Here is a 25,202-nt window from a genome sequence, read left to right as displayed (position 1 = left end):
GATGTCAGTCGGCGAAGACTATCACACCGGGCCGGCAAGACCGAGCCAAAGGCTGTAGCGGGAAGCTTCGGCGGTCTCATCGGCTTCCACGGTTTTTCTGTAGGAGCGAGCTTGCTCGCGAACCTTACTGGCCCGCACCGCTTCCAGCTGTTCGCGAGCAAGCTCGCTCCTACAAGATCACGCTGAACATTGGCGTGAGGCCGCACAGTTCGAAGGATGTCTAGCAGCGCTAGAGAAGCTCACCCGCGTGGATGATGCTGGGCGTGCAGGTCCTGCAGGCGAGCGCGTGCGATGTGGGTATAGATCTGCGTGGTCGACAGATCGCTATGCCCCAGCAGCATCTGTACCACGCGCAGGTCAGCGCCGTGATTGAGCAGATGGGTGGCAAAGGCGTGGCGCAAGGTATGTGGCGACAGGCTCTTGCCAATGCAGGCCACCCTCGCGTGCAGCTTGATGCGGTGCCAGAAGGTCTGGCGCGTCATCTGCTCGCCGCGCAGGCTGGGGAACAGCACGTCGCTGGGCCGCCCCGCCAGCAGATCACCGCGGGCCTCGCGGACATAGCGCTCGATCCAGCGGATCGCCTCCTCGCCCAGCGGCACCAGGCGCTCCTTGCTGCCCTTGCCGAGCACGCGCACCACGCCCTGGCGCAGGTTCACCTGCTCCAGGGTCAGGCCGACCAGTTCGCTGACCCGCAGGCCGCAGGCATACAGCACTTCGAGCATGGTGCGATCGCGCAGCCCGAGCGGGTCGTCGGTCTCCGGCGCTGCCAGCAACGCCTCCACATCCGCCTCCGACAGCGACTTGGGCAGCGGTTTGCCCAGTTGCGGCAGATCCACCAGCAGAGTCGGGTCTTCGGCGATCAGGCCCTCGCGCAGGTAGTAGCGATAAAAGCCACGCAGGCCCGACAGGAAGCGTGCCGTGGAGCGCGCCTTGTAGCCCTCGCCCAGGCGCCAGGCCAGATGATCGAGAATCACGTCGCGACCAGCCGCCTCCAGCACCACGCCGCGCTGGTCCAGCCAGCCGTTGAACAGGGCGAGATCACTCCCATACGCACTGCGGGTGTTGTCGGAGAGCCCCTTCTCCAGCCAGAGGGCATCGAGGAAGCGGTCGATCAGGGGATGAGCAATCGGAGTCATTTCAAGCCAGTACAAAGGAAAAAGCGGCGCCGGTAGTCTTTCATAGACACCATCCCCCTCACCACTGCTGCACAACCTCGGACGGTCCATGGACGAACACAGCACCTATTACGCCTTCGCCGGTATCGGTATCGCCGCCCTCCTCAGCCAATGGCTGGCCTGGCGCCTGCGCCTGCCGGCGATTCTCTTCCTGCTGTTGAGCGGCATCCTGGTTGGCCCGATCCTGCACGTGCTGTCGCCCGAAGCGCTGTTCGGCCCGCTGTTGTTCCCCGTGGTCTCCCTCGCGGTAGCCCTGGTGCTGTTCGAGGGCAGCCTGACCCTGCACCTGGACGAATGGAAGGAAATCGGCACTGTGGTACGCCGCATGGTGACCATTGGCGCCCTGGTCACCTGGGGTGTGATCGCCCTGGCCACCCACTACCTGCTCGACTTCACGTGGGAGATGGCACTGCTGTTCGGCACCCTGACGCTTGTCACCGGCCCTACGGTGATCGTGCCGATGCTGCGCGTGGTCCGCCCCAACGCCACCATCGCCAACATCCTGCGCTGGGAGGGCATCGTCATCGACCCCATCGGCGCCATCCTCGCCGTGGTGGTCTACACCTTCATCGCCGCGAGCGACGCAGGCTCCGGCTGGACGGACAGCCTGCTGACCTTCATCAGCGTGATCGGCTGCGGCATCCTCTTCGGCCTGCTCGGCGGCCAGGCGCTGGGCGTCGCGTTGCGTCGCCACTGGCTGCCGGACTACCTGCACAACCTGGCATCGCTGTCGGTCGTCCTTGGCGTGTTCGTGCTGTCCAACACCGTGATGTCCGAGTCAGGATTGCTCGCCGTCACCGTGATGGGTCTGCGCATGGCCAACATGCAGGGCGTCGACGTGCGGCACATCCTGCACTTCAAGGAGAACCTCAGCGTCCTGCTGATTTCCGGCCTGTTCGTGCTGCTTGCCGCGCGCCTGGACTTGCCGGCCCTGCTCGGCCTGGGGCCGATCGCGCTGTTGGTGCTGGTGCTGATCCAGTTCGTCGCACGCCCGCTGAACGTGCTGATCGCCACGGCCGGGTCAACGCTGAACTGGCGGGAACGGGCGCTGCTGAGCTGGATCGCACCAAGGGGAATCGTCGCCGCGGCGGTCTCGGCAATCTTCGCCATTCGCCTGCAGGAGGCTGGCCACGCCCAGGCTGGCGTGCTGGTGCCGCTGACCTTTCTGGTGATCATCGGCACCGTGATCCTGCAAAGCGCCACCGCCCGCCCGCTGGCCCGCCTGCTGAAGGTTGCCGAGCCGGTGCCCACCGGCTTCCTCATCATCGGTGCCAATCCGGTGGCCCGCGCCATCGGCACCGGCCTACAGAACGCCGGCGTGGAGGTACTGCTGACCGACTCGAGCTGGGAGAACACCCGCGCCGCGCGCATGGACAACCTGCCCACCTACTTCGGCAACCCGGCCTCGCAGCACGCCGAGGCGCACCTGGACCTGATCGGCCTGGGACACCTGCTGGCCCTATCGCCCAACGCTGAGCTCAATGCGCTGATGTGCATGAGCTTCCGTCACGAGTTCAACCCGCGCCAGCGCTTCATCCTGCCCAGCAGCCAGGACAGCAGGCGCAGCGAGAAGCATCGGGTCAGCGACCGCCATCGCGGCCGGCCGCTGGGGCAATCGACGATCACTTATCCACAGATGGCAGGCCTTATCGCTCGCGGCGCGGAAATCCGCTCGACGCTACTGAGCGAGAACTTTGGCTGGGAGGATTACCAGGCGCTGCACGAAGGCCGTGCGCTTCTGCTGTTCGCCAAGGACCCGAATGGCCGCCTGCACATTGCCAGCCCCGAGCGTCCGCTGACGCCCGACACGGGGTGGACGGTGATTTCGCTGATCGAGGAAGTAGCTGAAGGGTCGTCGAGCAGGAATGAAACGGCACAAGTCGCAAGAACCTGACGACTGGCTACGTCACCCTATCTTACGGTTGGTGACAGAATATGTCTGACAGACAATGATTGCACCACGCCATCATTGCGCCCCACGAAGCCCACGCCATGCCCAGTCAACAGAACTCTCGCCTCGGTCAGATCCTTATCAGCAAGGGCCTGATTACCTCCCAACAGCTGGACAAGGCCATCCAGCTTCAGCTCACCAACGGCCTGCGCCTGGGCGAAACCCTGATCCAGCAAGGCTGGATCAGCGAACGCCAGCTAGGCCGTGCGCTGAAGAAGCAGAACAACCTGCGCCTGGCCGCGACCCTGGTCGCCGCGCTGCTCAGCCCGTTCCAGCTGGCCAGCGCCGATGTGCAACGCCAGGCACCAACGAGCATCACCCGCCATGAGGCGCCCAAGGGCTTGAAGCCACTGAGCGACCGCGAGATGAGCGACGTCAGCGCCCAGGGTTTCGATGACACCCTGCAGAGCCTGCTGGTCAGCGCCGAGAGCGGCGATGGCGTCGGCGCCATCAAGCAACTGTCGCGCCTGGTAATGCCCGTGGTGGATAGCCTCGACGCCGAAACCTCTTTGCACGACGTCCAGTACGACACGCTGCACGCCTCCTCCAGCCTGAATGCCGATGGATCGATCAACGTGCGCCTGCCCAGCTCCATCGGCGAGGTGCGCTTCGACAACATCCGCGTCGCCGGCGCGCCGAAGACCCAGAGCATGGGCAGCCTGAGCCTGCAGAACATCGACCTGTCGCAGGCCTCGCTGAAGATCAGCCTGCGCCACTGACGCATTCTCTTTGTAGGAGCGAGCTTGCTCGCGAACGGCCCCGCGCCGAATCGGCCGGCGAACAGCTTCGCGAGCAAGCTCGCTCCTGTAGAAAGCGGACAGGCATGAAGCAAGAAGGCGCCCAAGGGCGCCTTCTTTCATTTCAGGCCTCGAAGCCGGGCAGGACCGGCACCGGGCGCTTCTCATCGTCGATGGCGACGAAGCTGAACAGCCCGTGGATAGCCTTCTCGCGGCCATCGGCGGACATGCTCTCGACGAAGACCTCCACCTCGACCTTGAGGCTGGTGTTGCCAACCTTCACCACCCGGCCGATCAATTCGACGATGGAGCCGGCGGCGATCGGGTGCTTGAAGTCGATGCGATCGGTGGACACGGTCACCAGCGGCAGGCGGCAGAACCGGGTCGCGGCGATGAACGAGACCTCATCCATCCAGGCCAGCGCGGTACCGCCGAACAGGGTGTTGTGGTGGTTGGTGGTGGGCGGGAAAACCGCTTTGGTCACGCGGGTTTCGGACAACTCGGTACGACGGAGGATTTCTTGCTCTCTGGAGCTCATGCCACTGCTACCTGATGCAATGAGGGTGGCTGCCGGTGCTGCGGGGTCTTGTACTTCTAATGCGCTGCCGGGGGCAGATGGGGCGCCGGATTGAACGGCGAAAAATTACGGGCAAGAAAAAAGCAGCCCTTGGGCTGCTTTTTTCGGGAACAACCGGCGAATTAGGCCAGTTTTTCCTTGATGCGTGCTGCCTTGCCGGACAGCTCGCGGAGGTAGTACAGCTTGGCCTTGCGCACGTCGCCGCGACGCTTGACGGAGATGCTGTCAACCAGCGGGCTGTAGGTCTGGAAGGTACGCTCAACGCCTACGCCGTTGGAGATCTTGCGAACGGTGAAAGCGCTGTTCAGGCCGCGGTTACGCTTGCCGATCACGACGCCTTCGAAGGCCTGCAGACGCTGACGGTCGCCTTCCTTCACTTTAACCTGGACGATTACGGTGTCGCCGGGGGCGAACGCCGGAATCTCTTTGCTCATCTGTTCAGCTTCGATCTGCTGAATGATCTTGTTGGTCATTTCGTGCTCCTAAGACAAGCGCTCGGCGCTCGCCATCGATACGTTAACTATCGTTCCGCTGGCGGATGTATTCCTCCAGCAGCTTTTTCTCTTCTCCAGAAAGCGAGCGGCAATCCAGAAGATCGGCACGTCGTTCCCAGGTCCTGCCTAAGGACTGCTGTAAACGCCAGCGCCGGATGTGTTCGTGGTTGCCGCTGAGCAGCACCTCCGGAACACGTTTGTCTGCGTACACCTCAGGTCGGGTGTAGTGCGGACAGTCGAGCAGGCCGTCCGTAAAGGAGTCCTCCTCGGCGGAATCCACGTGGCCCAATGCACCGGGCAACAACCGCGTAACCGCGTCAATCAGCACCATGGCCGGAAGCTCACCCCCGGACAGGACATAATCGCCGACTGACCATTCCTCATCGACATGCTCTTCAATGAAGCGCTCGTCGATGCCTTCGTAACGCCCGGCGATCAGGATCAGACGTTCCTCGTTCGCCAGTTCTTTCACGGCCGCCTGCGTCAGCTTGCGACCTTGCGGCGAGAGGTAGATCACCTTCGCCGGTCCGCCTGCGGCTTGCCGGGCATCGCCCAGTGCGCCTTCGAGCGGCTTGATTTTCATCACCATGCCGGGACCACCGCCGAAAGGCCGGTCGTCCACCGTCTGGTGACGGTCCTCGGTGTTGCTTCGCGGGTTGAAGCACTGAAGCTGAATCAGCTCCTGCTTGACCGCGCGACTCGTGATGCCATAGTCGCTGATGGCGCGAAACATCTCCGGAAAGATGGTTATGACTCCAATCCACATGGGTTAGAAGTCCGCGTCCCAGTCCACCCGCATCTCACCGGCTTCCAGGTCCACCGCTTGTACGCACTGATCCGTATACGGGAGCAGGCGTTCACGGTCGTCCAGACTGCCTGCGCAGGGCTTGACTACCATCACATCGTTGGCGCCGGTCTCCAGCATGTGGTCGAGAATCCCGAACAGCTGCCCGTTCTGGTCGATCACCTTGAGACCTTCCAACTGACTCCAGTAGAACTCGCCATCGTCCAGCACCGGCAGCTCGCTGCGCGGGACCAGGATTTCGAATTCAGCGAAGGTGCGGGCGATCTCGCGATCATCCAGTCCCTTCAGCTTCGCGACCAGGACATTGCCCTGCACGCGACCTTGGACCAGTTCAGCCTGTCGAACCTCGTTGCCACGCTTGAGCGTCCAGCGACGGTAGTCCAGCAGGTTGTCCAACGGATCGGTAAAGGAATACACCTTCACCTCACCACGAATACCGTGCACCGATACGATCTTGCCGAGAACAACCATCTCCTCGGCGGGAGCAGGATTCGTGTTCATCGATCTCAGGCAGCCTTGGCGGCGTCCTTGATCAGCTGAGCAACACGCTCAGACGGTTGAGCGCCTTGGCTCAGCCAGTAGTTCAGACGCTCCTGGTTGACCGAGAACTTGACTTCGGCGCCAGTGGCGACAGGGTTGAAGAAGCCGACGCGCTCGACGAAACGGCCGTCACGAGCGTTGCGGCTGTTGGTCACGGTCAGGTGATAGAACGGGCGCTTCTTGGAGCCGCCACGAGCCAGACGAATGGTTACCATGCGTACGTTGTTCCTATGGTTTGCTTGCAAAAAAGAAATGCAGCCCTCGGGCACATAGCCCGAAAGGCCGCATATTCTATGAGCTAAAACCCCGCGCCGCAAGCCGCAGCGCGTCCGGCCCGCCGGGCGGCGAGCCGTCTGGGCTTACATCTTGGGCATGCCGCCGGGGAACATGCTCCCCATGCCGCGCATCATCTTGGCCATGCCGCCCTTGGCGGTGACCTTCTTCATCATCTTCTGCATCTGCTTGTGCTGCTTGATGAGGCGACCGACGTCCTGCACCTGGGTACCGGAACCCATGGCGATGCGGCGTTTGCGCGAACCGCTGATCACTTCCGGATCACGGCGCTCGGCGGGGGTCATGGAGTTGATGATCGCCTCCATCTGCTTGAACTGCTTCTCCGCCGCATTCTGCGCGTTGCCCATCTGCGACAGGTTGACGCCGCCGAGCATCGGCAGCTTGTCCATCAGGCTGCCCAGGCCGCCCATGTTCTTCATCTGCTGCAGCTGATCACGGAAGTCTTCCAGGTCGAAGCCCTTGCCCTTCTTGATCTTCTTCGCGAGCTTCTCGGCCTTCTCGCGATCCATGCTCTGCTCGGCCTGCTCGATCAGGCTGAGCACGTCACCCATGCCGAGGATGCGCGAGGCCACGCGGTCGGGATGGAACGGATCGAGCGCTTCGCTCTTCTCGCCCATGCCGAGGAACTTGATCGGCTTGCCGGTGATGGCGCGCACGGACAGCGCGGCACCGCCACGGGCGTCGCCGTCGACCTTGGTCAGCACCACGCCGGTCAGCGGCAGCGCATCATTGAACGCCTTGGCGGTGTTGGCGGCGTCCTGGCCGGTCATGGCGTCGACCACGAACAGGGTTTCCACCGGCTTGATCGCCGCGTGGACCTGCTTGATCTCGTCCATCATGTCGGCGTCGATGTGCAGACGGCCGGCGGTGTCGACGATGACCACGTCGATGAACTTCAGCTTGGCTTCGCGGATCGCCGCTTCGGCGATCGCCACCGGCTTCTGGCTGGTATCGGACGGGAAGAAGGTCACGCCGATGTCGCTGGCCAGGGTTTCCAGCTGCTTGATCGCCGCCGGGCGGTAGACGTCGGCGGATACCACCAGTACCGACTTCTTCTTGCGCTCCTTGAGGAAGCGCGCCAGCTTGCCGGCGGTGGTGGTCTTGCCCGCGCCCTGCAGGCCGGCCATCAGGATGACCGCCGGCGGAGCGGCGTTGAGGTCCAGGTCCTCGTTGGCCGCGCCCATCAGCTCGACCAGCTCGGCCTGGACGATCTTCACGAAGGCCTGGCCCGGGGTCAGGCTCTTGGAAACCTCGGTGCCGACCGCGCGATCCTTGATCTTGGCGACGAAGTCCTTGACCACCGGCAGGGCCACGTCGGCCTCCAGCAGGGCCATCCGTACTTCGCGGAGCGTGTCCTTGATGTTGTCCTCGGTCAGCTTGGCCTTGCCGGTGACGTGGCGCAGCGTTTGCGAGAGGCGATCTGTAAGGTTTTCGAACATGCGCGTTCCTAATCAGCCCGATCGGGCCTGGGTTTGGCTTGTCAGCAAGCCGCCGATTATAGCGAAGTGCGGCCAGCGCCAACACCGCCGATGATCCCGATGTGACGGAGCGCTTCGCAGGCCAGAAGCGAACTGTTCTCAGCGGCTTTCTAGGCGCGGGCGATCTGTGCCAAACTCAGCACCTTTCGGGTCCCCCGTCGAAGGACTGTTCCAAGGACTTATGCAACCTCTGCTGCCCAGCCTGATCGCCGCCGTCCTTTATATCGGCACAACCGTCTACCAGGGCGCAAGCCTGGCCCGCCGCACCCCGCCGCAGAAACCGCTGCTCCTCCTGCTGGGCCTCATCGCCCTGCTCTGCCAGGCCTACAGCCTGAGCCAGGAGCTGCTGACGCCTGCGGGCCTGGCGCTGGACTTCTTCAACGCCGCCAGCCTGATCTCCGCCGCGGTCACCGCCCTGACCCTGCTGGCCTGCCTGCGCATCCCGGTGCAGAACCTGCTGCTCTTCCTTTACCCGCTCGGCGCGCTGACCACCCTGCTGGCCTTGCTGATGCCCCACGGCACCATCGAGCCGATCAACGAGCAGCCCGGCATCCTCGCCCACATCCTGCTGTCGATCCTGGCCTACGGCCTGCTGACCATCGCTGTGGTCCAGGCGCTGCTCCTGCTGGTGCAGGACCATCAGCTCAAGCACAAGCACCCGTCGGGCCTGATCCGCAACTTCCCGCCGCTGCAGACCATGGAAAGCCTGCTGTTCGGCTTCCTCTGGGGCGGCTGGTCGCTGCTCTCGCTGTCGCTGATCTCCGGCTGGCTGTTCGTCGACAACCTGTTCGCCCAGCACCTGGCGCACAAGACCATCCTCTCCTGCTTCGCCTGGGTGGTGTTCGGCGTGCTGCTGTGGGGCCGCCACCAGCTCGGCTGGCGCGGCCACAAGGCGATCCGCTGGACCCTCGCGGGTTTCTGCCTGCTGATGCTGGCCTACTTCGGCAGCAAGCTGGTCAAGGAATTCATCCTGCACATCTGAGGCTAACGGCGGCGCCTGAGCGCCGCTGAAGGATATGCGCGCATGGAAGAGATCCACCCCGGCTACCTGATCGGCCTGCTGGTCTTCCTGATCCTCTGCTCGGCATTCTTCTCCAGCGTCGAGACCGGCATGCTCAGCCTCGACCGCTACCGCCTGCGCCACCTGTCCAAGCAGGGCAACCGCGGGGCGCGCCGCACCAGCTGGCTGCTGCTGCGCACCGACCGGCTGCTGGGCACCATCCTGATCGGCAACAACTTCGTCAACATCATCGCCTCGTCCCTGGCGACCCTGCTGGCCCTGCGCCTGTGGGGCGAAGCGGGCGTGGCCATCGCCACCGTGGCGCTGACGCTGATCCTGCTGATCTTCGGCGAAATCACCCCCAAGACCTACGCCGCCCTGCGCCCCGAGCGCGTGGCCTTCCCCGCCAGCCTGCCGCTGATCTGGATGCAGAAGCTGTTCAGCCCGCTGCTCTGGCTGATGACCGGCATCAGCAACCTCCTCCTGCGCCTGGGCGGCCTCGACCCGACCCAGCGTGGCGGCAAGCCGCTGAGCAACGACGAACTGCGCAGCGTCGTCACCGACTCCAGCGAAAAGCTCACCCATAATCGCCAGGACATGCTGCTGAGCATCCTCGACCTGGAAAAGATCACGGTGAACGACCTGATGGTGCCGCGCAACGAGGTCCAGGGCATCGACCTGGACGACGAGCTGGAAACCATCATCGGCCAGCTGCGCAACACCACCCATACCCGGCTACCGGTGTTCCGCAACGATATCAACCAGGTCGAGGGCGTGGTGCACATGCGCCAGATCGCCCGCCTGCTGACCCATAACCAGTTGACCAAGGACAGCCTCAAGGCCGCCTGCCTGGAGCCCTACTTCGTGCCCGAGAGCACGCCGCTGTCGACCCAGCTGGTGAACTTCCAGAAGCAGAAGCGCCGCATCGGCATCGTCGTCGACGAGTACGGCGAGGTGATCGGCATCATCACCCTGGAAGACATCCTCGAAGAGATCGTCGGCGAGTTCAGTAACCAGAACACCCTGCGCAACCCGGACATCCACCCCCAGGCCGACGGCACCTATGTCATCGACGGCTCGGCCAACCTGCGTGACGTCAACCGCGCGCTGGGCTGGCAACTACCCAGTGACGGGCCCAAGACTCTCAACGGCCTGGTCACCGAAGCGCTGGAGCAGATCCCAGACTGCGCCGTGTGCCTGAAGATCGGCCGCTATCGCCTGGAGATCCTCCAGTCGGGGGAAAACCGGGTGAAAAGCGTGCGCGCGTGGCTGCCTGGCGCCCCGCCAAGAGAGCCTTACGCCGACGAGCTTGCCTGAGCCGCCCCGCCCGCCCCTATAATCCAGGCGGCTTACCCAGCCTCCCGCCGACGCCCGCCGTTATCCGCGACGCAGCGCCGGCCAGTCAATCGCACGCCCCGCCGAGCCTCGACCCTGCGTCGTTGCCTTGCGAAGCAGCCGGCCTCGCCCCGACCCGCCGCGAGCCGCGCCCATCCAGCCCCGACACCGGGCCGCGCTCGCACTCGCGCCATGGCAATGCCTCCTATGACGCTGGACACGACCAGAGAGTCGTCGCCAGCCGTGACTGCCAGGGATATTCCCCGTATGACCAGCGCCACCCTCGAAGCCGCACAACCAGCCGCACAGACCAACTCCACCACCCGCGTCGCGGTAGCCAGCTTCATCGGCACCGCCATTGAGTTCTACGACTTCTACGTCTACGCCACCGCCGCCGCTCTGGTGATCGGCCCGGTGTTCTTCCCGCAGACCTCCGGTACCGCCCAGGCGCTCAGCGCCTTCATTACCTTCGGCATCGCCTTCCTCGCTCGCCCGTTGGGTTCGGCACTGTTCGGCCACTTCGGCGACCGCATCGGGCGCAAGTCGACCCTGGTGGCCTCCCTGCTGCTGATGGGCATCTCCACCACCCTGATCGGCCTGCTGCCGGGCTACGACAGCATTGGCGCCTGGGCGCCGATCCTGCTCTGCGTGCTGCGCTTCGGCCAGGGCCTTGGGCTGGGTGGCGAATGGGGCGGCGCCGCACTGCTGGCCACGGAGAACGCTCCCAAGGGCCGCCGCGCCTGGTTCGGCATGTTCCCGCAGATGGGTCCGTCGATCGGCTTCCTCGCCGCCAACGGCCTGTTCCTCTGCCTCGCCATGCTGCTGAGCGAAGAGCAGTTCCGCGCCTGGGGCTGGCGCATCCCGTTCGTGCTCAGCGCGGTGCTGGTCATCGTCGGCCTCTACGTTCGCCTCAAGCTGGTGGAAACCCCGGTGTTTGCGAAGGCCATGGAGCGCCACGAGCGCGCGAGCCTGCCGATCGCCGAACTGTTCGCCAAGCATTGGCGGCCCACCCTGCTGGGCGCCCTGGCGATGGTGGTGTGCTATGCGCTCTTCTATATCTCCACGGTGTTCTCGCTGAGCTACGGCGTCAGCACCCTGGGTTACAGCCGTGAGGACTTCCTCGGCCTGCTGTGCATCGCCGTGCTCTTCATGGCAGCAGCAACACCGGTATCGGCCTGGCTGAGCGATCGCTTCGGGCGCAAGCCGGTGCTGATCGTCGGCTGCATCGCCGCCATTGCCTCGGGCTTCGCCATGGAGCCGCTGCTGAGCCAGGGCTCGTCGGTGGAAGTGGCGGTCTTCCTGTCCCTGGAACTGTTCCTCATGGGCGTGACCTTCGCCCCCATGGGCGCGCTGCTGCCAGAACTGTTCCCCACCCACGTGCGCTACACCGGCGCCTCGGCGGCCTATAACCTCGGCGGCATCCTTGGCGCCTCGGTGGCGCCGTACATCGCACAGAAGCTGGTGGGCATGGGTGGCCTGAGCTGGGTGGGCGGCTATGTGTCGGTCGCGGCGGCACTCAGCCTGCTGGCGGTGCTGTGCCTGCGCGAGACGCGCGGGGACGATCTGAACGATATCCGCTGAGACCTGCATGTAAGAGCGAGCTCGCTCGCGAACGCATTGCACCGCCAGCCCCGGCGTGACGCGGGTTCGCGAGGAAGCTCGCTCCTACAGAAGGGTTCGATCCTGGGAAACCAGCCATTGGGCCAGATGCTCACCCCAAACCTGATAACCCAGCGCCGACGGGTGATAGCCATCGATGGCGAGGAACTGCGGCTGCATCTCCAGGCTGACGCCGCAATACCCCGCCCCCTGCGCCAGCGCCAGGCTGCTGAGCTGACGATCCAGCAGCGCTGCGCGCCAGCCGAGCAGCCGGCGCAGCAACCAGGGTAGCGCCGTGAAATGCTGCAATGGCGGCACGGCCGTGCAGACGACCTGTGTGCCGCGACCACGGAAGTGCGCGATCAGCTGCTCAAGGGCCCCCAGCCAACGCTGGCTGGAGCTGAAATGCGTGGTGTCGTTGACGCCGAAGACCAGCGCCACCAGCTCGTAATCCAGATCAGTTGCCACCGGCAGCAGGCGCTCGCAGGCCTCTGCGGCGGTAATACCGTTCTCCCCGACCGCGCGCCACGCAACGGGGCGCTCCAGGCGGCTCGATAGCGCCAACGCCATCCGCCCGGCCAGGGCAAAGTCCAGGCAGGACGCACCAACGCCGGCGACCGTGGATTCACCCAGCAGGAGAAGACGAAAAGGTTCGCCCGGAAACTCTGAGCCCGCAACGCCTTCGCAGACGCCCGCGGCGGGAGCCAGGCGCAAGGCCGTGCGCCTGGTACGCACGGCCATGGGCAGGGCCAGCGGCAACAGCGGCAATGCCGCCGCCCACCACATCAGCCCCGCCCAGCGGCTCACAGCTCGACTTTGACCGCCTGGGCCGAGCGGGTGGCCTTGGCGCGGGCAGCGTCGATCGACTCGTCACGCGCCAGGGCTACGCCCATGCGGCGCTGGCCATCCACCTCCGGCTTGCCGAACAGGCGCAGCGCGGTGTCCGGCTCGCTCAGCGCGGCGCCGAGGTTACCGAAGGAAACCTGCTGCGACTTGCCTTCCACCAGGATCACCGCCGAGGCGGAATCGCCCAGCTGGCGGATCACCGGGATCGGCAGGCCGAGGATGGCGCGGGCATGCAGGGCGAACTCGGAGAGGTCCTGGGAAATCAGCGTGACCAGGCCGGTGTCGTGCGGGCGCGGCGAGACTTCGCTGAACCACACCTCGTCACCCTTGACGAACAGCTCCACGCCGAACAGGCCGCGGCCGCCCAGCGCTTCGGTGACCGCCCTGGCCACGCGCTCGGACTCGGCCAGCGCCTTCGGGCTCATCGCCTGGGGTTGCCAGGACTCGTGGTAGTCGCCCTTCACCTGGCGGTGACCGATGGGCGCGCAGAAGGTAGTGCCGCCAATGTGGCGCACGGTGAGCAGGGTGATCTCGTAGTCGAAGTCGATGAAGCCCTCGACGATGACCCGGCCCTTGCCGGCGCGGCCGCCTTCCTGGGCGTAGTCCCAGGCGGTCTTCAGGTCGGCGTCGGACTTGAGCACGCTCTGCCCCTTGCCGGAGGAACTCATGATCGGCTTCACAACACACGGGTAGCCCACGGCGGCGACGCCAGCGGCGTAGTCTTCGTAGGTGTCGGCGAAGTGGTAGGGCGAAGTCGGCAGACCCAGCTCTTCGGCGGCCAGGCGGCGGATGCCCTCGCGGTTCATGGTCAGTTGAGCTGCACGGGCGGTGGGGATGACGGTGTAGCCTTCGTTCTCCAGCTCGACCAGGGTCGCGGTGGCGATGGCCTCGATCTCCGGCACGATGTAGTGCGGCTTCTCCTGCTCGATCACTGCGCGCAGGGCCACGCCGTCGAGCATGCTGATCACATGGCTGCGGTGCGCGACCTGCATGGCCGGAGCGTTCGTGTAGCGGTCCACGGCGATGACTTCGCAGCCCAGGCGCTGCAGCTCGATCGCCACTTCCTTGCCCAGCTCGCCGGAGCCACAGAGCAGTACGCGGGTCGCGCTCGGCGACAGGGGAGTTCCAAGACGGGGCATTGCGGGAAACCTCGAGAAGGGAAAGTTCGAAACGGGGTAGCTCGTAAACGGGAAAGCTCGCGGCGGGCTAGGCCAGCACACCCTGCTCGCGGGCACGCTGTTCGCAACGCTGGAGCACCTCGCGGCGCTCGGCGTTGTCCATCAGGCCCCAGCGGGTGATTTCAGCGGCGCTGCGCTGGCAACCCAGGCAGATGTCGGCATCGTCCAGCGCGCAGACGTGCACGCAGGGCGAGGCGACGGGACGTTCTTCAGTCATCTTCCTGCTCGGCCAGGTCGCGGGCGTAGCGCTGGGCGTTGTGCACGTAATGGGCGGCGCTGGCCTCGAGCATCTTCTTCTGCGGCTCGGTCAGCTCGCGCACCACCTTGCCGGGCGAGCCCATGACCAGGGAGCCGTCGGGGATTTCCTTGCCCTCGGGGATCAGCGCGTTGGCGCCGATGATGCAGTACTTGCCGATCTTCGCGCCGTTGAGGATCACCGCGTTGATGCCGACGAGGCTGTAGTCGCCTACCTGGCAGCCGTGCAGCATGGCGTTGTGGCCGATGGTCACGCCCTTGCCCAGGGTCAGCGGGAAGCCCATGTCGGTATGCATGACGGTGCCGTCCTGCACGTTACTGTGCTCGCCGATGTGGATCAGCTCATTGTCGCCGCGCAGTACGGCGTTGAACCAGACGCTGGCGCCGGCGTCGAGGCGCACCTTGCCGACCACCGTGGCGTTGGGGGCGATCCAGCTCTCCGGATGGGTTTCGACTCGGGACGAGCCCAGGCGGTACTTCATGGTTTCTCCTCAGGCGGTGGCCGCTCTTTATTATCAGGTCTCAGCTCAGCTTGATGAACTTCGATGGCGGCTGGTGCAGGTCGATACGGGCGTCGTACAGCAGGTTCAGCAGCTCGACCAGCATGATCGCGGACAGGCCCCAGATCTTGTAGCCCTCGAACAGGTAGCTCGGGACGTACCAGCTGCGGCCGAAGTAATCGATACGGTGGGTGGTTTCCCGCGGGTCGCCGCGGAAGAACTCCAGCGGCACCTTGAACACGGCGTCGATCTCGCCGTCGTTGGGACGGTACTCCACGAAATCGGGGACAAAGCCGACGAATGGTTTGACCAGGATGCCGTGCCGCGAGACCAGGGTGCTCAACGGACCGACGACCTCCACCAGCCCCGGCGGCAGGGCAATTTCCTCCTGCGCCTCGCGCAGCGCGGTGTGGATCAGGTCGACGTCCTCCGGGTCACGACGTCCGCCGGGGAAGGCCACCTCGCCGCTGTGGGTCGAAAGCCCGGTCGCGCGCAGGGTGAGCACGAGCTCTTCCTGGGGGGTGATGGGGAGCAGGACCGCCGCCTCGGGGAAGCTGTGGTCCGTTTCAAGGTCGCTTGGGGTGTGCGTCTGTATGCGTTGGCGCAGCTGGTCCAGCATGCCGAACATCCTGCGGGGGCCGATTCTTCTAATTGAAGGATCATGGCACGAAAGACGCCCCTGCCCAACCCCCGCCCCTTGCTGGGTGCCCCGCGCAGCGCGCAAGATTGCCCCATTCAATAACAAGGAAGCGGCATGAAATTCTGCAGCCAGTGCGGCGCCAGCGTGAGCCTGCGCATCCCCAGCGGCGACAACCGCCCGCGCTTCGTCTGCGACCAGTGCCAGACCGTGCATTACCAGAACCCGCGCATCGTTGCCGGCTGCCTGCCGGTCTGGGAGGGGAAAATCCTTCTCTGCCGCCGCGCCATCGAGCCGCGCCGAGGGTACTGGACGCTACCGGCAGGCTTCATGGAGAACGGCGAAACCCTGGAACAGGCCGCCGCCCGCGAGACGCTCGAAGAAGCCAACGCCCGCGTCCACGGCCTGCAGCTTTATACGGTCTTTGATCTGCCGCATATCAGCCAGATTTATATCTTCTTCCGCGCCGAACTCGCCGACCTCGACTTCTGTGCCGGCGACGAAAGCCTGGAAGTGCAGCTCTTCGAAGAATCCGACATTCCGTGGGGTGAGCTGGCTTTCCCCACCGTGGGCCGTACCTTAGAATATTTCCTGGCGGATCGGATCATTCAGAACTTCCCGATACGCAATGAAGGGATTCTCCCAATGCTTGCACAGAAAAAGAACTTATAAGCTCATTTACCGCCTCTAAGGCTTTAGGAACTACCGGGGAACACCACTCGATGCGCTGGTTGATTGCCGTACTTTGTCTGACCTTCGCAGCGTTCTCGCATGCCAACGCGACGCCCACGCTCGACGGTCACATCGACAAGATTCTCGTGCTCAAGTCCGAGCGCAAACTGCACCTCATGAGCAACGGCAAGGTGCTCAAGAGCTACCGCGTGTCCCTGGGCAAACGCCCGCAGGGGCCGAAGCTGGCCGAAGGCGACAACCGCACGCCGGAGGGCTTCTACTGGGTCGACTGGCGCAAGACCAGCGACAAGTACAACCTCTCCATGCACATTTCCTACCCCAACGCCCGCGACGTGGCCAAGGCACGGGAGAAGAGCCTGCAGCCGGGCGGGATGATCATGATCCACGGCACCCCGATGGATGACGACTACCCCGAGTGGTACTTCTCGACCCTGGACTGGACCAACGGCTGCATCGCCATGACCAATGCCGACATGCGCGAGGTCTGGAGCCTGGTCAAGGACGGCACGCTGATCGAGATTCGCCCGTAAGGGCAGCAGCATGAAAAAAGGCGCCCGCGGGCGCCTTTTTCGTATGGTTCAGAACACCATGTCCGACAGCCGCCAGACCTCGAAGGCCGGCGTCTCATAGGGATGGGCCTGCTTGAGGGCCTTGACCGAGTCATGGATCAACTCGTCGGCGACCACCATCTCCACCTTCCATTCGGCGACCTGCTCGATGCTGCCGGCCTGGCCAATGAACGGGTTGCTGCCCTGCAAGGGGCGGAACTGTCCCTGTCCGAGCGCCTGCCAGCAACAGCTGTCATAGGCACCGATGCGTCCTGCACCGGCGGCGAACACCGCTTTCTTGACCGATTCCAGATGGCTTTCCGGAACGTAGAAACACAGTTTGTACATCGGAGACTCCGACCGAAACGGGGACACGACCGTGGCAAGGCGCGCCACGGGTGACAAATGCTGCCACAAATAGTGGCACTTTGCCTCTTGCGACCGACAAGTCGTCGTCCAAGTTCGACCGTCCGGTTCCCTGCTGGTTCGTCAGGGAAGTCCTTTGTATGAAATCTGTGACCGACTTCGAGCTCCGCGCTGCCGAAGTCGAAAGCGCGAGCCGTCAGACGATTCCGCAGAGCCGACCCAACTCGCTGAGCATTTAATGAGATTTATCGAACGAAAGTTCTTCTTACTGCGTAGGGCAAATCTCTAAGAGACTTTTTGGGCGCTCTGGTCACAGCGCCCACCGTGGGATGAGGCGATAACTACGGGGTTCTTCCCACTCGTACGGTACCGCGCCATGAACGACCTGATCGCCCGCTCCAACCCCGACGGCTCCACACGCCGCCAGAAGCTTCTGCTGATCTACCCGCCGATGACCACCCCCACCTCGCCGCCCCTGGGTGCACCGATGCTAAAGGGCTACATCGAGCGGGAACTGCCCAACTGGGAAGTGAAGGTGCTGGACCTGAACATCTGGTGCTACGAGCGGGTATTCGAGATGTTGCGCAGTGGTTTCATCCGGATTCCGGATGAGTACCTGCCTGGAGGTCAAAGCGCGCTGGCGTCCTTGCTGGAGGTCCCGGACTTTTTCCGCGGCAAGACCGCAAGGGACTTCTATGCCGACCCTGCGGCCTATGACCAGTACGGCGAACTGCTGCTGGGTATCACTCACATCATGAGCACCCAACTGGGCAACGAGGCGAACTCGATACACCAGGGCGCCGGGTTGAGCCCCCTGCTGGCCGAGGCTTTCAAGCTGATCCTCGAGGAAAAGGCCGACTGCTACGGCTTCTCGATGATCTTCAACCAGCAACTGCCCGTGGGGGCCGCGCTCGGCCGTCTGCTGCGTCAGGAAACCACCAGCAAGGTGTTCTTCGGCGGCAGTTGCTTCACCGCCGGCGCCGAGGACTTCCTGCGCTGGTATCCGCATTCGGCAGACGTCATCGTCGACGGCGATGGCGAGGAGCCGCTTAAGCAACTGCTGCTTCAGGGCGGCTCGCCGGAGAATGTCCCGGGCGCCGTGTTCTTCGAGGATGGCGAAGTCAAACGCAACACCTCCGAATACCGCCGCGACATCGACGCCTACGGCAAACCGGACTTCGGCAACCTGCAGCTCGACCGCTACTACTCCCCCACTCCCGTCATTCCCCTGTTGCTGTCGCGAGGCTGTTACTGGCGGCGCTGCACCTTCTGCGTCCACTACATGTCCGCGGGACTGACCTACCGGCTGCACGGACTGGAAATGGTCATCGACATGCTCAGGGGGTTTGTCGAGCAAGGTATACGGCACTTCTCCTTCGTCGATGAAATGATCGCTCCCGGCCATTTCGCCAAGCTGGCGGACGCCATCATCGAGTCCGGGCTGGACATTTCCTACTACGCCCTGAGCAAGCCCAACCGTACCTTCACGCCGGAGATCCTCGCGAAGATGGCGCGCTCGGGCTGCAAGTACCTGCTGTGGGGCCTGGAAAGCGGCACGCAGCGGATTCTCGATCTGATGGACAAGGGCACCCGAATCGAGGACGTCGCGCAGGTGCTGCGCAATGCCCACTCGGCCGGGATCGCCAACCACGTCTACGTCATCTGCGGCTTCCCGACCGAAACGGCGGAAGAATTTGGCAATACCCTGCGATTCCTGGAGGAGAACCGCGAATACATCTACTCGATCCACCGCGGCACCTTCTCGCTGGAGCCCGGCTCTCCCATCTACAAGGAACAGGAGCGTTTCGGTGTCACCCGTGCCTGGATGGCGCAACCGACGCCGCTCGGCGGACGCTGGCTGCATGAAACCGTCAGCGGCATGAACCGTGAGCAGACACAGAACATCTTCCAGTCCGTGCAACCGTTCTTCCGACGCTTCAATCCGTATGCGGTTTACCTGGCCAATTACCGCGATCACGCCATGCTGGTGTACGACAAGCTCGGCGCCGAGGCCATGAAACAGATGCCGCGCGAGTTTCCTGCACTGAACCTGTCAGTGGCGCCCAGTGGAGTGCAGGCAACCACCGCCGACCTGCTGAGCTGAACAGGCCCGCGTCGTCGCGCTGTTCACTTGCGCAGCAGTCCACTGAACCAGCGCTCACCGGCGGCATGGCTGCGGCCGTCGCAGTAGGGCAACTCGGTGGACCGGCCGCAGCGGCATAGCAGCAAGTGGCGTTGGCGAGCGACCGTCAGCTCGAACACGTCCGGGCAGTCCGCCGCGGCGTCCGGCAGGCAAGCACAGCGCCCGCAGCGACACAGGCGCAGCACCTGTCCCGACGTTACCGGGCGAACTTCGGGAAGGACGGGGTCGTCAGCCAAGGCAGCCTCCATCGATGTCCAGGCAAAGAAAAAGGGGAAAGCCGAAGCTTTCCCCTTTTCCGTCACGCATGAAGGCCGAACTCAGCCGACCCAGACGCGGGCGTTGCGGAACATGCGCATCCAGCCGCCGTCCTCTTCCCACTCGTCCGGGCGCCAGGAGTTCTGCACGGCGCGGAACACGCGCTCCGGGTGCGGCATCATGATGGTGACACGGCCGTCGCGACTGGTCAGGCCGGTGATGCCACGGGGCGAGCCGTTCGGGTTGGCCGGGTAGGTCTCGGTGACCTTGCCCAGATTGTCGACGAAGCGCATGGCCACGGTGCCGGACAGGTCAGCCTCGAGCAGGGCTTCCTCGCTTTCGAACTCCGCATGGCCTTCGCCGTGGGCGATGGCGATGGGCAGGCGCGAACCGGCCATGCCCTGCAGGAAGATCGACTGCGACTCCTGGACCTGGACCATCGCCACGCGCGCCTCGAACTGCTCGGAGCGGTTGCGCACGAAGTGCGGCCAGAACTCGGTACCGGGGATCAGCTCATGCAGGTTGGACATCATCTGGCAACCGTTGCACACGCCCAGGGCAAAGCTGTCCTTGCGCTCGAAGAAGGCCTGGAAGCCATCACGGGCACGGGCGTTGAACAGGATCGACTTGGCCCAGCCTTCGCCGGCACCCAGCACGTCGCCGTAGGAGAAGCCGCCGCAGGCCACCAGGCCCTTGAACTGCTCCAGGCTGATGCGGCCGGAGAGGATATCGCTCATGTGCACGTCGACTGCGGCGAAGCCGGCGCGATCGAAGGCAGCCGCCATCTCGACCTGGCCGTTGACGCCCTGCTCGCGCAGGATGGCGATCTGCGGACGCACGCCTTTCTTGATGTAGGGCGCGGCGATGTTGTCGTTGACGTCGAAGCTCAGCTTCACCGACAGGCCGGGGTTGTCCTCGTCGAGCAGGCCGTCGAATTCCTGATCGGCGCAGTCGGCGTTGTCGCGCATGCGCTGAATGCGGTAGCTGGTTTCGCTCCAGATACGCTGCAGGTTGCGGCGCTGGTCGTTGAAGACGCGCTCGCCATTGAAGTCCAGGTTGATCTCGGCGCCCTTGACCGGCTGGCCGATGACGGCAACGCAGTCTTCCAGACCGGCGGCGCTGAACTGGGCCAGCACTTCCGGCGTGGCGCCGCTGCGAACCTGAATCACCGCACCCAGTTCTTCATTGAACAGGGCCGCGGTCAGCTCGTCACGGCTATCGGCCAGTGCGTCGAGGCTCAGGTCGAGGCCGCATTTGCCGGCGAAGGCCATTTCCACCACGGTGGCCATCAGGCCGCCGTCGGAACGGTCGTGGTAGGCCAGCAGGTGACCGTCGGCGTTCAGGCCCTGGATGACGGCAAAGAAGGCTTTCAGGTCTTCGGCATCGTCGACGTCCGGAGCGGCGCGGCCGATCTGGCCGTTGACCTGGGCGAGGATGGAGCCGCCCATGCGGTTCTTGCCACGGCCGAGGTCGATGGCGATCAGATCCGTCTCGCCCTTGTCCAGGCGCAGTTGCGGGGTCAGGATCTTGCGCACGTCGTTGACCGGGGCGAAGCCGGAGATGATCAGCGACATCGGCGAGGTGACGCTCTTCTCGGCGTCGCCATCCTGCCAGCGGGTCTTCATGGACATGGAGTCCTTGCCCACCGGGATGGTGATGCCCAGCGCCGGGCACAGTTCCATACCGACTGCCTTGACGGTGTCGTACAGGCGCGCGTCTTCGCCCGGGTGGCCGGCAGCGGCCATCCAGTTGGCGGAGAGCTTGATCTCGGAGATCTTGTCGATGCTCGCGGCGGCCAGGTTGGTGATGGTCTCGCCGATCGCCATGCGGCCGGAGGCCGGGGCGTCGATCAGGGCCAGCGGAGTGCGCTCGCCCATGGCCATGGCTTCGCCGGTATAGACGTCGAAGCTGGTGGCGGTGACGGCGCAGTCGGCCACCGGTACCTGCCACGGGCCGACCAGTTGGTCGCGCGCCACGAGGCCGGTGATGGTGCGGTCGCCGATGGTGATCAGGAAGTTCTTGCTGGCCACGGCCGGGTGACGCAGCACGCGCTGGGTGGACTCGGTCAGGTCCAGGCCGGCAGTGGCGAAGTCATCGCCCAGTTCGGCTTCGCGGGTAACCGACCGGTGCATGCGCGGCGGTTTGCCCAGCAGCACCTCGAGCGGCATGTCCACCGGGTTGTTGCCGAAGTGGCTGTCGGCGACGGTGAGCTGCATCTCTTCGGTGGCCTCGCCGACCACGGCGAACGGGCAGCGCTCGCGCTCGCAGATGGCCTTGAAGGTCTCGAAGTCGGCGGCGTCCACCGACATCACGTAGCGCTCCTGCGACTCGTTGCACCAGATTTCCAGCGGGCTCATGCCCGGCTCGTCGTTGGGCACGGCGCGCAGTTCGAAGCGGCCGCCACGGCCACCGTCGTTGATCAGTTCCGGCAGGGCGTTGGAAATGCCGCCCGCGCCCACGTCGTGGATGAACTTGATCGGGTTGTTCTCGCCCATCTGCCAGCAGCGGTCGATGACCTCCTGGCAACGGCGCTCCATTTCCGGGTTCTCGCGCTGTACCGAGGCGAAGTCCAGGTCAGCGGCGGAAGCGCCGGTGGCCATGGAGGACGCGGCACCGCCGCCCAGGCCGATCAGCATGGCCGGGCCGCCGAGCACGATCAGCTTGGCGCCGACCGAAATCTCGCCCTTCTGCACGTGGTCTTCGCGGATGTTGCCCAGGCCGCCGGCGATCATGATCGGCTTGTGGTAGCCACGGACTTCCTCGCCACGCGGAGTGGCGATGGCCTGCTCGAAGGTACGGAAGTAGCCGGCCAGGTTCGGGCGGCCGAATTCGTTGTTGAACGCGGCGCCGCCCAGCGGGCCTTCGATCATGATGTCCAGCGGAGTGACGATGCGCTCGGGCTTGCCGTACGGCACTTCCCAGGGCTGCTCGAAACCGGGGATGTTCAGGTTGGAGACGGTAAAGCCGACCAGGCCGGCCTTCGGCTTGGCGCCACGGCCGGTTGCGCCTTCGTCGCGGATCTCGCCGCCGGAGCCGGTGGAAGCGCCGGGGAACGGGGCGATGGCGGTCGGGTGGTTGTGGGTCTCCACCTTCATCAGGATGTGCACGGGCTCTTCGCTGGCCGCGTACTCGCGGGTTTCCGCGTTCGGGTAGAAGCGACCGGCGACGTAGCCTTTCATGACCGCGGCGTTGTCCTTGTACGCGGACAACACGCCTTCGCGGTGCATTTCATAGGTGTTCTTGATCATCCCGAACAGGCTCTTGTCCTGCGACTGGCCGTCGATATCCCAACTGGCGTTGAAGATCTTGTGGCGGCAGTGCTCGGAGTTGGCCTGGGCGAACATCATCAGCTCGACGTCGTGCGGGTTGCGGCCCATCTCGACGAAGCTCTTCACCAGGTAATCGATCTCGTCATCGGCCAGGGCCAGGCCCAGCTCGAGGTTGGCCTTCTCCAGCGCGGCGCGACCGCCGGCGAGGATGTCGACCACGGTCAGCGGCTTGGGCTGGGCGTGGCTGAACAGGGCGGAAGCTTGTTCCAGCTCGTTGAGCACGAGCTGGGTCATGCGGTCGTGCAGGCGGGCGGCAACGGCTTGTGCGTCGGCCTCGCTCAGCTCGCCAGTGACGTAGTAGGCGATGCCGCGCTCGATGCGCTCGATCTTCGCCAGGCCGCAGTTGCGGGCGATGTCCGAGGCCTTGCTGGACCAGGGAGAGATGGTGCCGAAGCGCGGCAGAACCAGGAACAGACGACCGGCGGGCTCCTGCACCGGAACGCTCGGGCCGTATTTCAGCAGGCGCGCCAGGACTTGTTCTTCCTCGGCGTTGAGGGCTCCGGTGACCTCGGCGAAGTGCGCAAACTCGGCATACAGCCCGGTGACGGCGGGCACATGCTGGGTCAGCAGGTCGAGCAGTTTGCCGTGGCGGAAAGCGGAAAGGGCGGGAGCACCGCGCAGGATCAGCATTGTCGGAACAGCCTCTGGAGACGGGGAAGTGTGTGGGGCCGGACGGGCCGGCCCACAGAGGCCGTGCATTCTACCGTAAAGCGCTGCGTGGCGGCAGCTCTCAAGCGCCTTCCTTGCCGTTGCTCCCGCGAAAATCGCCATTCATCTTCGAATGCCTTCGAGCCACAGGGGTGCAGGCGCGTGCCCCCGGCCTTTCGCGCCCTGCAGGCCGACGAACGGCGCTCCAGCTAGCAGAGAAGCAGCATGCTGTCGAGATATGGCGCACACCGGCCTTTGCGTATACTGCCCCGATGCTTGCCCTGACTGTGTCCCGTGTGCGCTGCACCGCCTGGATCTTGGCGACCTGTATCTTTCTGCTGCTTTCCGGCTGTAGCGAGGCGAAAGCCCCGACGGCCCTCGAGCGCGTGCAGAAGGACGGCGTGCTGCGCGTAATCACCCGCAACAGTCCGGCCACCTACTTCCAGGACCGCAACGGCGACACCGGCTTCGAATACGAGCTGGCCAAGCGCTTCGCCGACAGCCTGGGCGTACAACTGCAGATCGAAACCGCCGACAACATCGACGACCTCTACGACCGCATCGGCCGCGACGGCGGACCGAACCTGGCTGCCGCCGGCCTGACGCCGGGCGGCGAGCGCGATACCCAGGTGCGCTACTCGCACTCCTACCTCGACGTCACCCCGCAGGTCGTCTACCGCAACGGCGCCCAACGCCCTACCCGCCCGGACGATCTGGTCGGCAAACGCATCGTCGTCCTGAAAGGCAGCAGCCACGCCGCGCAACTGGCCGAACTGAAGAAGCAGTACCCGAAGCTGGAATATCGCGAATCAGACGCCGATGAGATGGTCGACCTGCTGCGCATGGTCGACGTCGGCGAGATCGACCTGACCCTGGTCGACTCCAACGAACTGGCAATGAACCAGGTGTATTTCCCCAACGTTCGCGTCGCCTTCGACCTCGGCGACGCCAAGGGCCTGGCCTGGGCGCTGCCGGCCGGCGATGACAACAGCCTGCTGGAGAAGGTCAACGCCTTTCTGGACAAGGCCAAGCAGGACGGCCTGCTGCAACGCCTGAAAGACCGCTATTACGGCCATGTGGACGTACTGGGCTACGTCGGCGCCTACACCTTCGCCCAGCATCTGCAGCAACGCCTGCCCAAGTACGAACAGCACTTCCGCCAGAGCGGTACCAAGCTCGAAGCCGACTGGCGCCTGCTGGCGGCCATCGGCTACCAGGAATCCATGTGGCAGCCCGACGCGACCTCCAAGACCGGCGTGCGCGGCCTGATGATGCTGACCAACCGCACCGCCCAGGCCATGGGCGTGGCCAACCGCCTGGACCCGAAGCAGAGCATCCAGGGCGGCAGCAAGTACTACGTGCAGATCAAGGACGAGTTGCCCGACAGCATCAAGGACCCGGACCGCATGTGGTTCGCTCTGGCCGCCTACAACATCGGCGGCGCGCACCTCGACGACGCGCGCAAGATGGCCGAGCAGCAGGGCCTCAACCCGAACAAGTGGCTGGATGTGAAGAAGATGCTGCCGCGCCTGTCGCAGAAGCAGTACTACCGCAAGACCCGCTACGGCTATGCGCGCGGCGGCGAGACGGTGCACTTCGTGCAGAACGTGCGCCGCTACTACGACATCCTCACCTGGGTGACCCAGCCGCAGATGGAAGGCGGCCAGCTCGCCGAGAGCGGCCTGCACCTGCCGGGCGTGAACAAGACCAAGCCCGACGATGACGACGACGGGCGGGATCAGAAGCTCTGAGGCTTCAACTCCACTCGCCAGTCAAAGTGCCGCGTCGAATCGATCGCGGACGGAGTCCGCTCCCACGA

At 64.6% G+C, this 25,202-nt stretch carries 24 protein-coding genes; 9 read left to right on the top strand and 15 right to left on the bottom strand.

The genetic code is table 11. From position 1 onward, the window contains the following. Positions 1–239 precede the first annotated feature (239 nt). Positions 240–1,136, bottom strand: a complete 897-nt coding sequence (xerD, locus tag G4G71_RS09675; protein WP_169937137.1) for a site-specific tyrosine recombinase XerD — start codon at positions 1,134–1,136, stop codon at positions 240–242. Positions 1,137–1,224: 88 nt separating this feature from the next. Here xerD and G4G71_RS09670 point away from each other — a divergent pair, with 88 nt between their 5' ends. Beyond that, entirely contained in the window at positions 1,225–3,069 is a 1,845-nt protein-coding gene (locus tag G4G71_RS09670; RefSeq protein WP_054907396.1) for a cation:proton antiporter, read from the top strand. A gap of 98 nt (positions 3,070–3,167) precedes the next feature. After that, a complete protein-coding gene (locus G4G71_RS09665; RefSeq protein WP_169937134.1) occupies positions 3,168–3,845 on the top strand; it encodes a cyclic di-GMP-binding domain-containing protein, MshE-related in 678 nt (225 codons plus the stop codon). Between the two features lie 142 nt (positions 3,846–3,987). On the opposite strand, the gene G4G71_RS09660 is transcribed toward G4G71_RS09665, so the two are convergent. The 6 genes from G4G71_RS09660 to ffh all read right to left on the bottom strand — a co-directional run bounded on the left by G4G71_RS09660 (position 3,988) and on the right by ffh (position 8,012). After that, positions 3,988–4,401 (bottom strand): acyl-CoA thioesterase, encoded by a 414-nt coding sequence (locus tag G4G71_RS09660; protein ID WP_169937132.1) that lies wholly within the window; start codon positions 4,399–4,401, stop codon positions 3,988–3,990. A 161-nt stretch (positions 4,402–4,562) separates the two neighbouring features. Continuing rightward, positions 4,563–4,913: a 50S ribosomal protein L19 gene (rplS, locus tag G4G71_RS09655; RefSeq protein ID WP_017522234.1), complete on the bottom strand. Its 351-nt coding sequence runs from the start codon at positions 4,911–4,913 to the stop codon at positions 4,563–4,565. Positions 4,914–4,956: 43 nt separating this feature from the next. Beyond that, positions 4,957–5,700 (bottom strand): tRNA (guanosine(37)-N1)-methyltransferase TrmD, encoded by a 744-nt coding sequence (gene trmD, locus G4G71_RS09650; protein WP_169937130.1) that lies wholly within the window; start codon positions 5,698–5,700, stop codon positions 4,957–4,959. Positions 5,701–5,703: 3 nt separating this feature from the next. Beyond that, on the bottom strand, positions 5,704–6,240 hold the full coding sequence (gene rimM / locus G4G71_RS09645; protein ID WP_169937128.1) for a ribosome maturation factor RimM: 537 nt from the start codon (positions 6,238–6,240) through the stop codon (positions 5,704–5,706). Positions 6,241–6,245: 5 nt separating this feature from the next. Further along, positions 6,246–6,494 carry a 30S ribosomal protein S16 gene (rpsP, locus tag G4G71_RS09640; RefSeq protein ID WP_017522237.1) on the bottom strand — a complete coding sequence of 83 codons (249 nt, stop codon included), beginning with the start codon at positions 6,492–6,494 and terminating at the stop codon, positions 6,246–6,248. 144 nt (positions 6,495–6,638) lie between these two features. After that, positions 6,639–8,012, bottom strand: a complete 1,374-nt coding sequence (ffh, locus tag G4G71_RS09635) for a signal recognition particle protein (protein ID WP_054907390.1) — start codon at positions 8,010–8,012, stop codon at positions 6,639–6,641. A 220-nt stretch (positions 8,013–8,232) separates the two neighbouring features. On the opposite strand from ffh, the gene G4G71_RS09630 reads away from it, so the two are divergent. The 3 genes from G4G71_RS09630 to G4G71_RS09620 all read left to right on the top strand — a co-directional run bounded on the left by G4G71_RS09630 (position 8,233) and on the right by G4G71_RS09620 (position 11,967). After that, positions 8,233–9,033 carry a cytochrome C assembly family protein gene (locus tag G4G71_RS09630; protein ID WP_054907389.1) on the top strand — a complete coding sequence of 267 codons (801 nt, stop codon included), beginning with the start codon at positions 8,233–8,235 and terminating at the stop codon, positions 9,031–9,033. A 42-nt stretch (positions 9,034–9,075) separates the two neighbouring features. Beyond that, positions 9,076–10,368, top strand: a complete 1,293-nt coding sequence (locus G4G71_RS09625) for an HlyC/CorC family transporter (protein ID WP_024766879.1) — start codon at positions 9,076–9,078, stop codon at positions 10,366–10,368. 285 nt (positions 10,369–10,653) lie between these two features. Continuing rightward, entirely contained in the window at positions 10,654–11,967 is a 1,314-nt protein-coding gene (locus G4G71_RS09620) for an MFS transporter (RefSeq protein WP_169937126.1), read from the top strand. An 84-nt stretch (positions 11,968–12,051) separates the two neighbouring features. On the opposite strand, the gene G4G71_RS09615 is transcribed toward G4G71_RS09620, so the two are convergent. From G4G71_RS09615 to G4G71_RS09595, 5 genes are all read right to left on the bottom strand, one after another. Continuing rightward, a complete protein-coding gene (locus G4G71_RS09615; RefSeq protein WP_169937124.1) occupies positions 12,052–12,792 on the bottom strand; it encodes an SGNH/GDSL hydrolase family protein in 741 nt (246 codons plus the stop codon). Beyond that, entirely contained in the window at positions 12,789–13,970 is a 1,182-nt protein-coding gene (gene purT / locus G4G71_RS09610; RefSeq protein ID WP_169937122.1) for a formate-dependent phosphoribosylglycinamide formyltransferase, read from the bottom strand. Before purT ends, G4G71_RS09615 begins: the two co-directional genes overlap by 4 nt. A gap of 67 nt (positions 13,971–14,037) precedes the next feature. Next, positions 14,038–14,226: a DUF1289 domain-containing protein gene (locus tag G4G71_RS09605; protein ID WP_169937120.1), complete on the bottom strand. Its 189-nt coding sequence runs from the start codon at positions 14,224–14,226 to the stop codon at positions 14,038–14,040. Next, complete coding sequence (locus G4G71_RS09600; protein ID WP_054907384.1) at positions 14,219–14,746, bottom strand: gamma carbonic anhydrase family protein; 528 nt, start codon at positions 14,744–14,746, stop codon at positions 14,219–14,221. Before G4G71_RS09600 ends, G4G71_RS09605 begins: the two co-directional genes overlap by 8 nt. Positions 14,747–14,786: 40 nt before the next feature. Continuing rightward, entirely contained in the window at positions 14,787–15,383 is a 597-nt protein-coding gene (locus G4G71_RS09595) for a CoA pyrophosphatase (RefSeq protein ID WP_017522246.1), read from the bottom strand. A gap of 135 nt (positions 15,384–15,518) precedes the next feature. Between G4G71_RS09595 and G4G71_RS09590 the strand changes: the two genes are divergently transcribed. Continuing rightward, a complete protein-coding gene (locus G4G71_RS09590; protein ID WP_169937117.1) occupies positions 15,519–16,073 on the top strand; it encodes an NUDIX hydrolase in 555 nt (184 codons plus the stop codon). Between the two features lie 50 nt (positions 16,074–16,123). Further along, positions 16,124–16,624, top strand: coding sequence for a L,D-transpeptidase family protein (locus G4G71_RS09585; RefSeq protein WP_045210474.1), 501 nt, complete (start codon positions 16,124–16,126; stop codon positions 16,622–16,624). A 48-nt stretch (positions 16,625–16,672) separates the two neighbouring features. Here G4G71_RS09585 and G4G71_RS09580 read toward each other — a convergent pair whose 3' ends face one another. Continuing rightward, positions 16,673–16,990 carry a YqfO family protein gene (locus tag G4G71_RS09580; RefSeq protein ID WP_169937116.1) on the bottom strand — a complete coding sequence of 106 codons (318 nt, stop codon included), beginning with the start codon at positions 16,988–16,990 and terminating at the stop codon, positions 16,673–16,675. A gap of 394 nt (positions 16,991–17,384) precedes the next feature. On the opposite strand from G4G71_RS09580, the gene G4G71_RS09575 reads away from it, so the two are divergent. After that, positions 17,385–19,112 carry a B12-binding domain-containing radical SAM protein gene (locus G4G71_RS09575; RefSeq protein WP_169937114.1) on the top strand — a complete coding sequence of 576 codons (1,728 nt, stop codon included), beginning with the start codon at positions 17,385–17,387 and terminating at the stop codon, positions 19,110–19,112. Between the two features lie 23 nt (positions 19,113–19,135). Here G4G71_RS09575 and G4G71_RS09570 read toward each other — a convergent pair whose 3' ends face one another. Together G4G71_RS09570 and purL are read right to left on the bottom strand one after the other, a co-directional pair. Then, on the bottom strand, positions 19,136–19,387 hold the full coding sequence (locus G4G71_RS09570) for a CDGSH iron-sulfur domain-containing protein (RefSeq protein WP_240964893.1): 252 nt from the start codon (positions 19,385–19,387) through the stop codon (positions 19,136–19,138). A gap of 81 nt (positions 19,388–19,468) precedes the next feature. After that, a complete protein-coding gene (purL, locus tag G4G71_RS09565) occupies positions 19,469–23,365 on the bottom strand; it encodes a phosphoribosylformylglycinamidine synthase (RefSeq protein ID WP_169937110.1) in 3,897 nt (1,298 codons plus the stop codon). 290 nt (positions 23,366–23,655) lie between these two features. Here purL and mltF point away from each other — a divergent pair, with 290 nt between their 5' ends. Further along, positions 23,656–25,134, top strand: a complete 1,479-nt coding sequence (gene mltF, locus G4G71_RS09560) for a membrane-bound lytic murein transglycosylase MltF (protein ID WP_169937108.1) — start codon at positions 23,656–23,658, stop codon at positions 25,132–25,134. Positions 25,135–25,202 lie beyond the last annotated feature (68 nt).

Origin of the sequence: Pseudomonas multiresinivorans (assembly GCF_012971725.1) — a bacterium.
GTDB classification, from domain to species: domain Bacteria; phylum Pseudomonadota; class Gammaproteobacteria; order Pseudomonadales; family Pseudomonadaceae; genus Pseudomonas; species Pseudomonas multiresinivorans.
The sequence above is the reverse complement of the archived record's forward strand: the minus strand, read 5'-3'. Positions and strand labels throughout refer to the sequence as shown.